Source organism: Nocardia implantans (assembly GCF_035544775.1).
In the GTDB taxonomy this organism is placed as follows: domain Bacteria; phylum Actinomycetota; class Actinomycetes; order Mycobacteriales; family Mycobacteriaceae; genus Nocardia; species Nocardia implantans.
The window spans coordinates 1-14,345 of sequence record NZ_JAYKYQ010000005.1 but is presented as its reverse complement, the minus strand read 5'-3'; the positions used below and the strand labels follow the sequence as shown (position 1 = coordinate 14,345).

12 protein-coding genes are annotated in these 14,345 nt (G+C 68.2%); 3 read left to right on the top strand and 9 right to left on the bottom strand.

Annotated elements, in window-relative coordinates:
- Nucleotides 1–129: 129 nt before the first annotated feature.
- Complete coding sequence (locus tag U3653_RS13290) at nucleotides 130–507, top strand: nuclear transport factor 2 family protein (RefSeq protein WP_195080281.1); 378 nt, start codon at nucleotides 130–132, stop codon at nucleotides 505–507.
- Between the two features lie 9 nt (nucleotides 508–516).
- Here the strand turns inward: U3653_RS13290 and U3653_RS13285 are convergent, their stop codons facing one another.
- Together U3653_RS13285 and U3653_RS13280 are read right to left on the bottom strand one after the other, a co-directional pair.
- Complete coding sequence (locus tag U3653_RS13285; protein ID WP_195080282.1) at nucleotides 517–1,050, bottom strand: VOC family protein; 534 nt, start codon at nucleotides 1,048–1,050, stop codon at nucleotides 517–519.
- Nucleotides 1,051–1,091: 41 nt separating this feature from the next.
- Entirely contained in the window at nucleotides 1,092–1,892 is an 801-nt protein-coding gene (locus U3653_RS13280; RefSeq protein WP_195080323.1) for an SDR family NAD(P)-dependent oxidoreductase, read from the bottom strand.
- Nucleotides 1,893–2,324: 432 nt separating this feature from the next.
- On the opposite strand from U3653_RS13280, the gene U3653_RS13275 reads away from it, so the two are divergent.
- The gene (locus tag U3653_RS13275) at nucleotides 2,325–2,633 is read left to right on the top strand and encodes a DUF8020 domain-containing protein (protein ID WP_195080283.1); all 309 of its coding nucleotides are present in this window, start codon (nucleotides 2,325–2,327) and stop codon (nucleotides 2,631–2,633) included.
- A gap of 377 nt (nucleotides 2,634–3,010) precedes the next feature.
- Here the strand turns inward: U3653_RS13275 and U3653_RS13270 are convergent, their stop codons facing one another.
- The 7 genes from U3653_RS13270 to U3653_RS13240 are packed head-to-tail and all read right to left on the bottom strand — an operon-like array spanning nucleotide 3,011 to nucleotide 11,800.
- Nucleotides 3,011–4,000: a LacI family DNA-binding transcriptional regulator gene (locus U3653_RS13270; RefSeq protein WP_195080324.1), complete on the bottom strand. Its 990-nt coding sequence runs from the start codon at nucleotides 3,998–4,000 to the stop codon at nucleotides 3,011–3,013.
- 52 nt (nucleotides 4,001–4,052) lie between these two features.
- Nucleotides 4,053–5,303: an alpha-hydroxy acid oxidase gene (locus U3653_RS13265; protein WP_195080284.1), complete on the bottom strand. Its 1,251-nt coding sequence runs from the start codon at nucleotides 5,301–5,303 to the stop codon at nucleotides 4,053–4,055.
- Nucleotides 5,303–6,754, bottom strand: coding sequence for a rhamnulokinase (locus U3653_RS13260; RefSeq protein ID WP_195080285.1), 1,452 nt, complete (start codon nucleotides 6,752–6,754; stop codon nucleotides 5,303–5,305). Before U3653_RS13260 ends, U3653_RS13265 begins: the two co-directional genes overlap by 1 nt.
- Nucleotides 6,751–8,787, bottom strand: coding sequence for a bifunctional aldolase/short-chain dehydrogenase (locus U3653_RS13255; protein WP_195080286.1), 2,037 nt, complete (start codon nucleotides 8,785–8,787; stop codon nucleotides 6,751–6,753). Before U3653_RS13255 ends, U3653_RS13260 begins: the two co-directional genes overlap by 4 nt.
- A gap of 36 nt (nucleotides 8,788–8,823) precedes the next feature.
- Nucleotides 8,824–10,023: an L-rhamnose isomerase gene (rhaI, locus tag U3653_RS13250; RefSeq protein ID WP_195080287.1), complete on the bottom strand. Its 1,200-nt coding sequence runs from the start codon at nucleotides 10,021–10,023 to the stop codon at nucleotides 8,824–8,826.
- Between the two features lies 1 nt (nucleotide 10,024).
- Entirely contained in the window at nucleotides 10,025–11,395 is a 1,371-nt protein-coding gene (locus tag U3653_RS13245) for an MFS transporter (RefSeq protein WP_323124408.1), read from the bottom strand.
- Between the two features lie 51 nt (nucleotides 11,396–11,446).
- On the bottom strand, nucleotides 11,447–11,800 hold the full coding sequence (locus U3653_RS13240) for an L-rhamnose mutarotase (protein WP_323124409.1): 354 nt from the start codon (nucleotides 11,798–11,800) through the stop codon (nucleotides 11,447–11,449).
- 667 nt (nucleotides 11,801–12,467) lie between these two features.
- Between U3653_RS13240 and U3653_RS13235 the strand changes: the two genes are divergently transcribed.
- Nucleotides 12,468–13,997: a UDP-N-acetylmuramoyl-L-alanyl-D-glutamate--2,6-diaminopimelate ligase gene (locus tag U3653_RS13235; protein WP_435406564.1), complete on the top strand. Its 1,530-nt coding sequence runs from the start codon at nucleotides 12,468–12,470 to the stop codon at nucleotides 13,995–13,997.
- The last annotated feature ends 348 nt before the right edge of the window (nucleotides 13,998–14,345 follow it).

The window sequence follows — 14,345 nt, the reverse complement described above, 5'->3', positions numbered from 1 at the left end:
AGTCGCCCGGACCGACGGCGATGCGCCAGATCGCCTCCCACCGAGCGGAACGAGCCCCCCACGCCTGGGGGCCGGTCTGCTGCCATGAGCAGGTCGAGGCGGCCGAAAGCGCCGCCGGGAAAGGACTCCATGTCATCGGTAGCGCAGATCACCGCGGTGGTGCGCGAATACGTGTCCCGCCTCACCACCGGCACGGCGGCGGAAATCGCCGCCCTCTACGCCGAGGACGCCACTGTGGAAGACCCCGTCGGCGCGGAAGTCCGGCGCGGGCGCGACGCCATCACCGCCTTCTACGGCCCGCTCGACGCCGTCGACAACAGCGCGGAGCTGCTGGTGGTCCGGGTCTCGGGGTCTTCGGCGGCCTTCCACATGCGAGTCACCACGACGACGCCCGACCGGGTGATCATCGTAGAACCCATCGATGTCATGGCCTTCGACGCCGACGGACACATCACGAGCATGCGCGCCTTCTACAACGCCGCCGATATCGTCACCACAGCTCGCTGAGAGCGGGGCTCACCGCCCTGCGGCCAGCCTCGCGGCCACGCGCTCCCACATGGTCGTGTCGGTGCGCGGGCCGCCCGGGGTGTCGGCACCGTAACGCGCGACCTCGGCCGTGATGTCCAACGGAGCCGTCATCGCGGTGCCCGGCCGCAGCGCCTCCTCGACATGTTCGTCCGGAACCAGCCAGCACACCTCGAACTCGATGCCGTCGGGGTCGCGACCGTACAGCGCTTTGGTCGAGCCGTGGTCGCAGGCACCGATCTCGGCGCCCACACGCCTCAGACGATCGCGGACCGCCGCGAGTTCGGACAGTGTCGCGACCTCCCAGGCGACGTGATACAACCCCACGGAGCCTGCCGCAGGGACGGCACGGTTCCTGGATCGGAACAGCCCCAGATCGTGGTCATTCGCCGATCCCGCGCAGCGCAGGAACGCGCCACCCGGGACGCCTCCGGGCAGACGTTCGAACCCGAGCACGCTCTCGTAGAACTCCAAGCTGCGCTCCAGATCCGCTACGTACAGAACGATGTGGTTGATTCCGCGCATATCCCTGTGACCTCCTCGCCGGCTGCTCCGCTCGATCCGGCTCACTCGGCGCGAAGCACGTTCTTCATCTGCCCGGCAACCATGTTCGTCGCCCAGCGCGGAGCGAGGCGGACGAGCCGGTCGAGCAGATTCGCGTCCTGCCCGACAAGCACCCGGAAGCTGCCCTTCTCCATGCCGGCGACGACCAGATCTGCCGTACGCTCGGGGGTACTCGCCCTGACCTTCCGGCCGCCGGAGTCGATCATCGCGACGCCTGAGTTGCCGCTCAGATTCGTGCTGACGTTGCCGGGGAAGACAGTGACGACTGTGACGTTCGTGTCCGCCAGCTCCTGGTACAGCCCCTCGCTGAACTGCTTCACCGCTGCCTTGGTGGCGCTGTAGATCGTCTGGCCCGCAAAGGGAATCAGCCCGGACAGACTCGACATGTTCACCAGGATCGCCTCGGGACGTGTCCGCAGCTCGGGCAGAAACGCCAGGCACATGTCGATGGTGCCCCACAGGTTCACCCGCACCACCCGCTCGATCTCGCCACGCTCGAGTTCGATGACGGGAGCGAAGCGATGGATGATGCCCGCGATGTTCACCAGGCCGTCGACCTCTCCGTGCTCGGCCAGCACCGCGGCGGGCAGCGATGCGACGGCCGCCGGGTCGGTGACATCGGCAACGTGCAGCGAGAGGCGGTCCTCCGGCGCGCCGGCGAGCGCACGCGTCTCCCGCAGCCAATCCTCGTTCAGGTCGATGAGCGCGACTCGCGCTCCGCGCGCGAGCAGGCGCAGCGCCGTCTGCCTGCCGATGCCGTTGCCCGCTCCGGTGACGGCCAAAACCTTTCCGTTCAGTTGCATCGGTCCTCGTTTCTGAGTAGCACGGCGTCGCAGGCACCTCGTGCTACGGATGCCGCCTGGATTCGAGCGGTACCGGGAGGCGCCGCAGGGATCGGGACGCCGATAGCCGTTCCCCGACACCAGATGCTCGACGGTTCCAGCCAGCCGCGCGGCAGTCCGCACGTCCGGAACAACTCTCGCTCCACCATGCCCGAGGAGAACGTCCTGACGGTTTCCGATGCCACAACGCCAGCGTGGCGCAACTCGGCCGCTCTCGACGACAGGTGTCCCGCTGGTCGGGAGATGCGACGAACAGATTCATCCACCGAAGCGCCTGATCGAACTAGCACGTGACACCGGCGCTACTTTTCGTTTACCTTACTGTCTCGTGCTAGTGATACACCTCTCACTGTCGCTCGACAGTGTTCCGAACCACTTCGATGAGGAACTTCGATGAAACTTCGCCGAACGACGCTCACGGCCGCGCTCGCCGTGACCGGCGTCGTGGTGGGCATGACCACCGCGCATGCCGATTCGAACCAGCCGCCGCCCGTGTCCTATCAGGCAAAGCTGGTCGGCGAATCGGTGGTGACCACCCTCGAGAACGGCAGCTTCGCCCTGCAGGACGCCGACGTCCCAGGACGACGCGAGCGCACTTGCTGTCGGGAAGCAGGTCGCGGGGCGGCTTCTGCCGATACCCAGATGATCTCCCGCTTTGCCCTGATCCCGAAGTCCGTGGGGGCCATCGGTGAGCATCAATGAACGGACTCCGGGAACGGCTCGCGTGGTCCAGAACGACGCCCCAGCGCCGAGCGCGATCTTTTGATCGAGCGTCAGCGCCGCCGTGGGGGCCTCTTCAGCGATTGCGTCCATGAGGGCTTCGCATCTCCTGTCACTATCTCGTGCTAGTTGCACGATAGCAGTCGACGGCCAGAACAGGCAGATCTCCTCATGCACCGCGTGCGCAGGCATGACACCGCGCCTTACCCGGGCCGTACGCTCACCGCCGCTCGCTCAGGAGAGAAACACCTCCGAGACACGAAGTCGGCGGATCACCGGAAGTCGTCGCACTCGCGACGCGTCGTGGCCGCTCACCTCCTGGGACAGGTGTCACCGATAATCGGAAGTCGTCGGATCGTTCAGCCGACGGTGGAGGCACGCTCGACGAGATCGGGGCGGAAACAGATATGTTCCTGCCCCTGCTGCCGATCGTTTGCCGCTGCTACCAGAAGGTCGATGGCAGAGGATCCGATGTCCGCGCGCGGCTGGCGGATCGAGGTGAGCGGGACGACGACGGACTGGGCGAAATCGATGTCGTCGTAACCGATCAGGGCCACGTCGTCGGGCACCGTGACGCCGTGCAGGGTCAGGCCCTGCAAGACGCCGATGGCGAGCAGGTCGTTGACGCAGAAGACGGCGTCGGGGCGGTCGCCTGCGGGCATGGCGGCGAGGCGTTCACCCGCGGCGCGGCCGGCGAGCACGGTGGGGGCGGGTGTGTCGATAACGGTGAGGGTGACGCCGGGGCGCCCGGCGGCGGCGCGGTGAGCGCCGGTGCGGCGGTCCGCGATCTGGGAGAGCGTCGCGGGGCCGCCGACGACGGCGATGCGGCGGCGGCCGGTGGCGCACAGGTGCTGGACGGCCAGTTCTCCACCGGCCACATCGTCGACGGCGACCGAGGAGAAGGGGGTGCCGTGCCCGTCGCGGTCCACCAGCACGACCGGAACGCCTCGGTTGTGCAGGGCGATCAGCCGGTCCTGATCGCTCCCGGAAGGGGTGATGAGCAGACCGTAAACCCTTTGTTCGTCGAAGGTTTCGAGGTAGAGCCGCTCCCGGTGGGGGTCGTCGTCGCTGGAGCCGAGCAGCACGACGAGGTCGTGTTCGGCGGCGCGCTGCTGGGCGGCGCGGGCGACGTCGGAGAAGAAGGGGTTGGCGATGTCGAGCACTACCAGGCCGACGCAGCGGGAGCGGCCAGCCTTGAGCTGACGGGCCGCGTCGTTGCGGACGAATCCGAGGCGATCGATGGCGGCCAGTACCCGTTCCACGGTGGCGGGAGCGACTTTGTCGGGGGCGTTGAGCACGTTGGAGACGGTGCCGACCGACACCGAGGCCGCAGCGGCCACTTCCCGCATGCTCACCACCGGTGACCGCGCCTCCTATGTGCCGATACTTTGCCCGAACTCCTCACCTTCGATCTTGGATGGACACCGCGCGCGGGGCAAGTCTGGTCAGCTGGGTGACGTGCCGGGGCTGCAGTTCTTCCAGGCAGGTCACGCCGAGCAGTCGCATGGTGCGCTCGATCTGCCCGGCCAGGATCTCCACCGCACGGGCGACACCGGCCTCGCCGCCCGCCATCAAGCCGTAGAGGTAGGCGCGACCGATGAGGGTGAAGCGGGCGCCGAGCGCGATGGACGCGACGACGTCCGCGCCGGACATGATGCCGGTGTCGAGGATGATCTCGGTGTCGTTGCCCAGTTCGGCGGCGACCTCGGGCAGCAGGTGGAACGGCACCGGTGCCCGATCCAGCTGTCGTCCACCGTGATTGGACAGCACGATGCCGTCGACTCCGACGTCCACCACGGCGCGGGCGTCGGGGAGGGTCTGGATGCCCTTCACCACGACCTTGCCCGGCCACTGGTCCCGGATCCAGGCCAGGTCCTCGAAATTCACCGTGGGGTCGAACATGGAGTCGAGCAGTTCGGCGACGGTGCCGGACCAGCGGTCCAGGGACGCGAAGGCCAGCGGTTCGGTGGTGAGGAAGTCGATCCACCAGCGCGGCCGGGGCAGCGCGTCCAGGACAGTGGCCGGGGTGAGCGCGGGTGGGATGGACATGCCGTTGCGGGTATCGCGCAGCCGGGCGCCGGCCACCGGCACGTCCACGGTCACCAGCAAGGTGTCGAAGCCCGCGGCGGCGGCCCGCTCGACCAGAGCCATGGACCGGTCGCGGTCCTTCCACATGTAGAGCTGAAACCAGTTGCGCCCGTGCGGGTTGGCGGCTGCCACGTCCTCGATGGAGGCGGTGCCCATGGTGGAGAGCGAGAAGGGGATGCCGGCTCGCCCTGCCACACGTGCGCCCGCGTACTCCCCCTCGGTCTGCATCATGCGGGTGAAACCGGTGGGGGCGATGCCGAAGGGCAGCGAGACAGGACCGCCGAGCACGTCCCAGCCGGTGGTCACCTTGGACACGTCACGCAGGATCGCGGGGTGGAATTCGATGTCCAGGAACGCTTGCCGTGCGCGATCGAGCGAAATCTCCGCTTCGGCGGCGCCGTCGGTGTAGTCGAACGCCGCCCGCGGGGTGCGCCGCTTGGCGATACGGCGCAGGTCTTCGATGGTGAGTGCGGCGTCGAGGCGGCGCCGGGTCGCGTTCAGACGCGGCGCGCGGAACCGTAGCAGCGGTGCGAGATCGCGGGGGCGGGGTACTTGTCGCTTCATCAGCCAGCCTTCCTGACGGGTTCGGTGCGCGGCTCGTGCCGCTGCGACGGGAACGCGGTGGCCACCTCGGCCCGCAGCGCGTCCACGTCGCCGTGCAGCAATCCGTGTGCGCGGGCTTGGACCAGTATGTTGCCGAGTGAGGTCGCCTCCACCGGGCCTGCGAGCACCGGTAGGCCGGAGTGGTCGGCCAGCAGCTGACACAGCAGCCGGTTGCGCGCGCCACCGCCGACCAGGTGGATAGTGCGCACGGGGACGCCGCTGAGTTCGGCGGCGGTGCGCACGCCGGTGGCGAAAGCGGCGGCAAGACTCTCCACGATCGCTCGCACGGTCGCGACCGGCCCTTCCGGCACCCGCAAATCGCGCTGCGCGTACCACTCCGCGATGCGCTGGGGGATGTCGCCGGGTACGAGGAACACAGGATCGTCTACGTCGAATACTGCTGCGGGCGCGGGGCTTTCGGCGGCCGCGGCGAGCAGGCGGGCCAGATCATAGGTCGCGCCCGCGCCCTGCCAGTGCCGCATGGATTCGCTGAGCAGCCACAGCCCCATCACATTGCGCAGGAAACGGGTGCGACCGTCCAGACCCGCCTCGTTGGTGAAGTTGGCGGCCCGGCTCGCCGGGCCGATCAGCGGGTCGGACAGTTCCACGCCCACCAAACCCCAAGTGCCGCAGGAAATGTAGGCCGCAGACTCCGGCGCCATCGGGACAGCGGCGACCGCGGACGCGGTGTCGTGCGAGGCGACGGTACTCAGGGTGAGTCGGCGGTCCAGCCCGAACGCCGACGCGACACCGGGCAGTACCGGGCCCAGCGGGGTGCCGGGATCAGCCAGCGCCGGGAAGAGGCTCGGCAGCCTCAGCCGCGCCCGCAGGTCGGCGTCCCAGCGGCCGTCGATGCCGAGCAGGCCGGTGGTGGACGCGTTGGTCCGCTCGGTGACCCGGGTTCCGGTGAGCCAGAAGCCCAGCAGGTCCGGAATCAGCAGAGCCGAGTCGGCGGCGGCCAATGTGCCCGCGATCCGCTCGGCTACGAGCTGGTACACGGTGGTGAACGGTAGGAACTGGAGGCCGTTGCGGCCGTACAGATCCGACGGTGCGACGACGGCGTGCGCGGCGGCGACACCGTCGGCGGTACGGCCGTCGCGGTAGTGGTAGGGCAGTCCGAGCAGCCGACCGTCGCGGAACAGGCCGTAATCCACCGCCCACGAGTCGATTCCGGCGCCGAGCAACGCGGGTTCGGACCGGGCGGCCTCGGCCAGCCCGCGCCCGACCTGCCGGTACAACCCGGGCAGATCCCAGTGCAGTGCCTCGCGAACGCCGTTCCACAGCGGCAGTGGATCGTTGGCGAACCGGGCGACTTGCCGCATGGTGAGCCGACCCGGGCCGACCCGGGCGAGCATCACCCGTCCGCTGGTGGCCCCTAGATCGACCGCGGCCACCGCGCCGGTCGCGGTCATCGCAGGAACGCCGCGGCGACCCCGGCGTCGACCGGCACGTGCAGGCCGGTGGTGTGCGAGAAGTCCGCGCTGCACAACGCGAACGCGGCGTTGGCGATGTGCTCGGGCAGCACCTCCCGTTTGAGCAGGGTGCGCTGGGCGTAGAAGGCGCCCAACTCGGACTCCTCCACCCCGTAGACCGCGGCGCGCTGCGCGCCCCAGCCACCGGCGAAGATGCCCGAGCCGCGCACTACCCCGTCGGGGTTGATGCCGTTGACCTTGATGCCGTGTTCGCCGAGTTCGGCGGCAAGCAGCCGCACCTGGTGCGCTTGGTCGGCCTTGGCCGCCGAGTACGCGATGTTGTTCGGACCGGCGAAGATCGAGTTCTTGGACGAGATGTAGAGGATGTCACCACCCATACGCTGGTCGATCAGCACACGGGCCGCCGCCTTGGAAACCAGGAATGAGCCCTTGGCCATGACGTCGTGTTGCAGGTCCCAGTCCGCTTCGGTTGTCTCGAGCAGCGACTTCGACAGCGACAGTCCGGCATTGTTGACCACCAGGTCCAGGCCGCCGAACGCGAGCACCGCCGCGTCCACCGCGGCCTGGACCTGCCCCTCATCGGTGACGTCGGCACTGATGCCGACCGCCACGTCGGCCGAGCCGATCTCGGCCGCGACCTCGATGGCCTTCTCGCCGTCCCGGTCGGCGACCACCACGCAGGCGCCCTCGGCGGCGAGCCGCTGGGCGATGGCCTTGCCGATGCCGGACGCCGCGCCGGTGACCAAAGCGATCCGGGTGGCCAGCGGCTTGGGTTTCGGCCGGCGGGCCAGCTTGGCTTCTTCCAGCGCCCAGTACTCGATCCGGAACTTCTCGGCCTCGTCGATCGGCTGGTATCGAGACACCGACTCGGCACCGCGCATGACATTGATGGCATTGAGATAGAACTCGCCCGCCACCCGCGCGGTCTGCTTGTCCGCGCCATAGCTGAACATGCCGACGCCCGGGATCAGCACGATGGCCGGGTCGGCGCCGCGCATGGCCGGGGAGTCCTGGGTGGCGTGCCGCTCGTAGTAGGCGCGATACTCCGCCCGGTACGCCTCGTGCAGTTCGGTGAGCCGTTCCTTGCACCGCTCCACGGACGCGTCCGCGGGCAGGTCGAGCACCAGCGGCGCGACCTTGGTCCGCAGGAAGTGGTCCGGGCAGCTGGTGCCGAGCGCGGCCAGCCGCGGATGCTCGGCGCGGGAGAGGAATTCGAGCACCGGGGCGGTGTCGGTGAAGTGCCCCACCTGGCGTCGGTCGGTGGACGCGAGTCCACGCAGGAACGGCGCCAGCGCGGCCGCCTTGGCCCGGCGCTGCGACTCGGGCAGCGCCTCATATCCCGGCAGCACGGCCCCGAACGGCTCGGGCTTGCCGTTGACCTGCAGGAAACGCTCGATGGTCTGGATGATCTCGCGGGAATGCGCCTCCGCGTCGTCCGAGGTGTCGCCCCAGGCGGTGATGCCGTGCCCGCCGAGGATGGTGCCGATCGCCTGCGGGTTGCGCCTGCGGATCTCGGCGATGTCGAGGCCCAGTTGGAAACCGGGTCGCCGCCACGGCACCCACACCACCCGGTCGCCGAAGATCTTCTCGGTCAACGCCGGGCCGTCCACGGCGGTGGCCAGCGCGATCCCGGAGTCCGGGTGCAGGTGGTCCACGTGCGCCGCCTCCACCAAGCCGTGCATGGCGGTGTCGATGGAGGGGGCGGCGCCGCCGCGACCGTGCAGCGTGTAGTCGAACGCCGCGACCATCTCGTCTTCGCGCTCGACACCCGGATAGACGCCGACCAGGGCACGCAACCGGTCCAGCCGCAGCACGGCCAGGCCCTGCTCGGTGAGCGTGCCGAGGTCACCGCCGGAGCCCTTGACCCACATCAGCTCGACGGGCTCGCCGGTCACCGGGTCGGTGTCGGTGCCCTTGGCGGAGGTGTTGCCGCCGGCGTAGTTGGTGTTCTTCGGGTCGGCGCCGAGCCGGTTGGACCGGGCGATGAGGTCCGCGACCGTGGGGTGGGTCATGACAGGTTCTTTCCTCGTTTCGGGTGGTCGATGTGGTCAGGCGCCCCAGGAGGCGGCGCTGTCCCCGGCGCGTTCGGCGGTGAGCCGTTCCTGCTGCCCGGAGCGGGCATAGGCGGCCATGGGGTCCTCCGGCAAGCCTCGCTCGGCGCGCCAGGCCGCCAGCCGCGGCCGGACGTCGGTGTAGAAGGCGTCCATGAACACACCGTTGGCGGTGAGCACGTCCCCCGCCTCCTGGGCGGCGGCCAGTGCGTCGAGATCGACCAGCGCGGCGCGCGCGGTCATCTCCTGCACATTGAGCACCGAGCGGATCTGGCCGGGGATCTTGTCCTCGATGTTGTGGCACTGGTCGAGCATCAGCGCGACCCCGGACGCCGGGTCGAGGCCGCCGCCGCGCAGCACTTCGAACAGGATGCGGAACAGCTGGAACGGATCGGCCGCGCCGACGATCAGGTCGTCGTCGGCGTAGAACCGAGAATTGAAGTCGAACGACCCCAGCTTCCCCAGCCGCAGCAACTGCGCCACGATGAACTCGATATTGGTGCCCGGTGCGTGATGCCCGGTGTCCAGGCACACCACCGCCCGCTCCCCGAGCGCGCTCACCTGGGTGTAGGCGGTACCCCAATCCGGTACGTCGGTCATGTACATGGCCGGCTCGAAGAACTTGTACTCCAGCACCAACCGCTGGTTCGCACCGACATGCCGGTAGATGGTGGCCAGCGATTCGGCGAGACGATCTTGGCGCCCCCGAATATCGCCCTGGCCGGGATAATTGGTGCCATCCGCCAGCCAGATCTTCAAATCCCGCGACCCGGTGGCCGCCATGATCTCCAGGCAGTCGAAGTGGTGGTCGATCGCCTTCTGCCGGATCCGCTTGTCGGTGTGGGTCAGGCTGCCGAACTTGTAGTCGTCGTCCTGGAAGGTATTGGAGTTGACCGTGCCGAGCCGGACCCCGAGATCTTCGGCATATCGCGCGAGTTCACCGTAGTCCGAGACGGTGTCCCATGGGATGTGCAGCGCGACGGTGGGTGCGAGCCCGGTGAGCCGGTGCACGGTGGCCGCGTCGGCGATCTTCTCGTGGACGGTGCGGGCCGTGCCGGGGGTCCCGAACACTTTGAACCGGGTGCCGGAGTTACCGAACGCCCAGGACGGCAACTCGATGGCGAGGGACTCCAGGACGGTGTCGACGGACACGAGCGGCGCTCCTTTTACGGGGGCAGGGAGATACGGGTCGGTCATGTCAGTGCCCTCCCACCGGGGCGCCCTCGACACCGCGACCGGTCTCGGTGCTGATCACCGTGCGCGGCCCGACTCCGCCGAGCTCGCCCACGGGGCTGCCGTAGCGCTCGACTTCGATCTCGCGCAGCGTCTTGCCCTGCGTCCGCGGCGCGAACACCGCACCGATCACCAGCGCGACGGTGAGCAGTCCGACCAGCAGCAAGCCGACGGTGGTGAGCCCGGTGGCGGCGAGCATGGTCGGGAAGAAGTAGCTGAGCAGGCCGGTGGCCGAGCGGACCACGAAGAACAGGAAACCCTGAGCGCTGGCCCGATAGGGGGTGGCGAAAAGTTCGCTGGTCCACAGGCTGTAGAACGCTTGCGCGCCGATGCCGCTGGAGATTCCCCACAGCACCGCGAACAGCAGCAAGGTCGGCATCCCGGCGTCGGTGAAGAACACCAGCACGCACCAAGCCAGCACCCCCAGCGCCGCGCCGATGAGGTAGAGCAGCCGCTGCGAGATCCGGTCGGCGTAAGCCATGAAACCGAAGTACGTGGCCGCGACGGTGCACCCCCATACCAGCACCTGCAGCAGGTTCTGCTGCACGGCACTGTGCACACCGGCGCTGTCGTAGACCCGCGGCATGAAGATGCCGGCCTGGCCTGCGACGGTGTTCCAGAATCCGTAGATGCCCATCAGCACGAGCAGGGCGGTGAGATTGATCCGGCGCGAGAACAGCCCGCGCAGCCCTTGCCCACCCGTGGTCGACCGCAGCGATGCGCTCGCACCGGAGGCCGCCTCGTCCTGCCAGATCTTCGATTCGGCCAGCCCTTGCCGGATCCACCAGACCACGGCCGCCACCACGAACAGATGCAGGAAGATCAGCCGCGAGCCGAGCAATCCCAGCGGCGCAAGCGCGGCGGCCAAGGCGAATCCCACCAGCGGCCCCACCGACCAGGCCAGCTGCGCGGTACCGACGTGGCGAGCGCGGTTGGTGGTCGGCGCCTGCTCGGCGATGTAGGTCCAGGAAGCGGGCACCCCCGCTCCGACCGCGACACCGGTGATCACGAACGCGGCCAGCAGCATCGCGAAGTTCATCGCGAACGCCGCGAGCAGTACGCCCGCCATGTAGACGAGCAGGTCGTAGGTGTAGATCGCCTTGCGGCCGAAGCGGTCGCACAGGGGCCCGCCGATCCCCGCGCCGATCGCCGCGCCGAAGGCGTTGGCGCTCAGCGCGGCCAGCAGGCCCACGGCGAAGTTGCTGATGCCGAACGCGTCCTGCCAGAAGGTCAGGCTGGTGGCGATGGCGATGATGGAGCCGGCCTCGATGTAGTTGGACATCGCGACGGAGATCGTCGCCTTCCACCCGGTGGTGGTTCGTGCGCCTACCTTCATTGGTATTCCTCGGGTCTAGCAGTGGGTTCCAAGCGGAGTGGGGACGATGGGTCAGTCGAGGTGGAAGTACTCCGCGAGGCGGTGCACGGATTCGTCCGGACGCGCGTCCGGCTGCACCCGGGAGAACGGGGACGCCTGGAAATACTCGGCCATGCTCGCCTGCCAGCGCGCGTTGACCTCGGTGGCCGCCATCGCCGCCTGTGCGCGTGCGAAGTCCTGGGTTTCCAGGTAGCCGACGACCAATCCGTCCTCTGGACGGAGGAACAGCGAGTAGTTCCGCCAACCCGCCGCCCGCAGCGCCGCCAGCATCTCCGGCCACACCGTGGCATGCGCGGCCAGATAGTCCTCGATCCGGTCCGGCCGCAAAGTCAGCAGGAAGCAGACACGCTCCATGGTGTCGGGCATAGGTTCAACCTCGATTGAAACGTTTCAAAATGTGAATGCAGTCACCGTACGGGGCATTGGTGATCCAGTCAATACTGGATCGCAGCGCCCGGAACGAACCCCGCCGACCGAGTACCCGCGAACTTAGGAGACCGAGGGCACCGCGACCCCGCCGCCTTCGCGCTCGAAGGTTTCGCTACCGCGTACCGGATCAGACAGCCCATCACCCTGCGAGCCATCAAGGTCGCAGTCGGAGGCGTCATCGAGCGGCCGTGTGCTCGAGTTGCGAACGCTGCGTCGGGTCGTGGCACAACCTAGGGAGCCAACTCGAGCCTGTCGGTGTCGTCGCGGCCGGGTCCTGTGGACGCAGGGCGCAATGGACGTTCAGGAGACCGGCCCACGCGGCGACGTCGGGGGGAGTCGGCCGCTTCGGACAGGCCGCCGACGAGCATCCGGAAGTGGTCTCGGACCCGGAAGCCCGCCCAAGCGGCGCTGTAGAGGAGCAGGCCGAAACTCGGTTGACCGAGGAGTCGCGCGACCGTGCGACGAACTCGACTTGTACGCCTTCCGGGTAACGCGTGCCCCCGATGGCGTCGTTGGACGCCCTCGACCCGCGCCGCACCGATGGTCGCGACGCGACCGGCGCAGTTCGGCAAGTCAGCGGATGTGAGGTGGTTCACTGTCCAGCATGACCGCGCAGATCAGGGGTGCCGATCGTCCGCGACCGCCGCATCGCCGGTCGATGAGCGATCTCGCCCTGCGCTTGGGCGCGCCGGGGCCACCGGACGGTCTCGCGGCGGAATCGACGATCACCGGAATCAGTCAGGATTCGCGGCTGGTCGCGCCGGGCGAGGTGTACGCGGCGCTACCCGGCGCCCGCCACCATGGCGCCGCTTTCGCGGTCGAGGCGGCGGCCCGCGGCGCGGTCGCGGCGATCAGCGACCGGCCCTGTGAGGCGCTGCCGACCTTTCTGGTCGATGACCCCCGACGTGTGCTGGGGCCGCTCGCCTCGTGGATCTACGGTCACCCCTCCCGCGAACTCGACGTCTTCGGCGTCACCGGAACCAACGGCAAGACCAGCACCGCCTATCTGCTCGACGCGGGCCTGCGGGGGGCGAAGATCGAAACCGGTTTGATCAGCGGCGTCGAGATCCGCGGACCGTGGGGCGAGCGGCCGGCCGTGCGGACTACACCCGAGGCCAGCGAACTGCAACAAACCCTGGCGACCTTCCACGCGAGCGGCGTGTCCGCGGTCGCGCTGGAAGTGTCCAGTCACGCGCTGGCTCTACACCGCGTCGAAGGGATTCGATTCCGCGTCGGCGTTTTCACCAATCTCGGCGCGGATCACCTGGATTTCCACAACGACCTCGAAAACTACTACTCGGCGAAGGCGAAACTGTTCTCGCCTGAGCGATGCGAGTCCGCCGTGATCGGCATCGATGACGACTACGGCCGACGACTCGCCGCGGAAACCGCACTTCCCCACCGCACGTTCTCGACACAATCCACAGCAGCCGACTTCTACGCCGACCACATCCGGCTCGACGAACACAACACCTCGTTCATTGTGCACGGCGCCGACCGCAGCACCGCGGTCCGGCTCAGACTCCTTGGCCGTCATCAGGTCGACAACGCCCTCGGCGCGATCGCGGCCCTTTCCACAGCAGGCGTCGATCCGGAACCCGCGATCGAAGGCATGGAAAGTCTGGAATGCGTCCCAGGCCGGATGCAGCGCATCGAGGCCGGGCAACCGTTCCTGGCTTTCGTCGACTACATGCACAACACCGCAGGCCAACAACGCCAATTCCCCTACCTGCGATCATTGACCAGCGGCAAGATCATCGTCGTCATCGGAGCCACCGGTGAACGCGACCCCGGCAAACGCCGCCCCCTTGGCTGGACAGCGGCAACCTTCGCCGACACGGTCATCGTCACCGACGAAAGCCCCTTCTCCGACAACCCCGCGCGACTGCGAGAAGACGTCGCCGCAGGCGCCTACGCCGCCGGCCACGCCGAAGTCATTCTCGAACCCAGACGCGCCGACGCGATCGCCTTGGCCGTCACCCTCGCCCAAGCCGGCGACGTCCTCGTCGTCACCGGCCGCGGACACGACCCCGTGCAAACATACGGCGCCGTAACACTCGCCTTCGATGATCGAACCGAACTGCGACACGCTCTGGAACGCGGCACGGCAAACGTCGTCCCACCTCGTCGATAACACCCGGCCAAACCGGGATTCGGTCGCGCTCGTCCTCGCCGCTCATCTCCAACGCCTCCGGCGCGTTGCGCACCGTCGGCGACCTACCGGCCGACAACAACCGGCTCGCCTATCGAATGTGCTGGTGACGAGCAGGATGCCGGCGGCGGACGATCCATGACAGAAAACAGCTACTCGGTAAGCGGGAAAATCTGTATCGCAGGGTGTAGACATTCTGGAAAGCGGGGAGTACATTCACTGTCGTTGGAGATGAGATGTCTGGTTGGCCGGGCAGGTGAACTGCACCGGAAGCAAGATCCACCATCCCCTCCGGCGGAGAAGAGAATCCGGTGCAGTCGGCCGGACCGC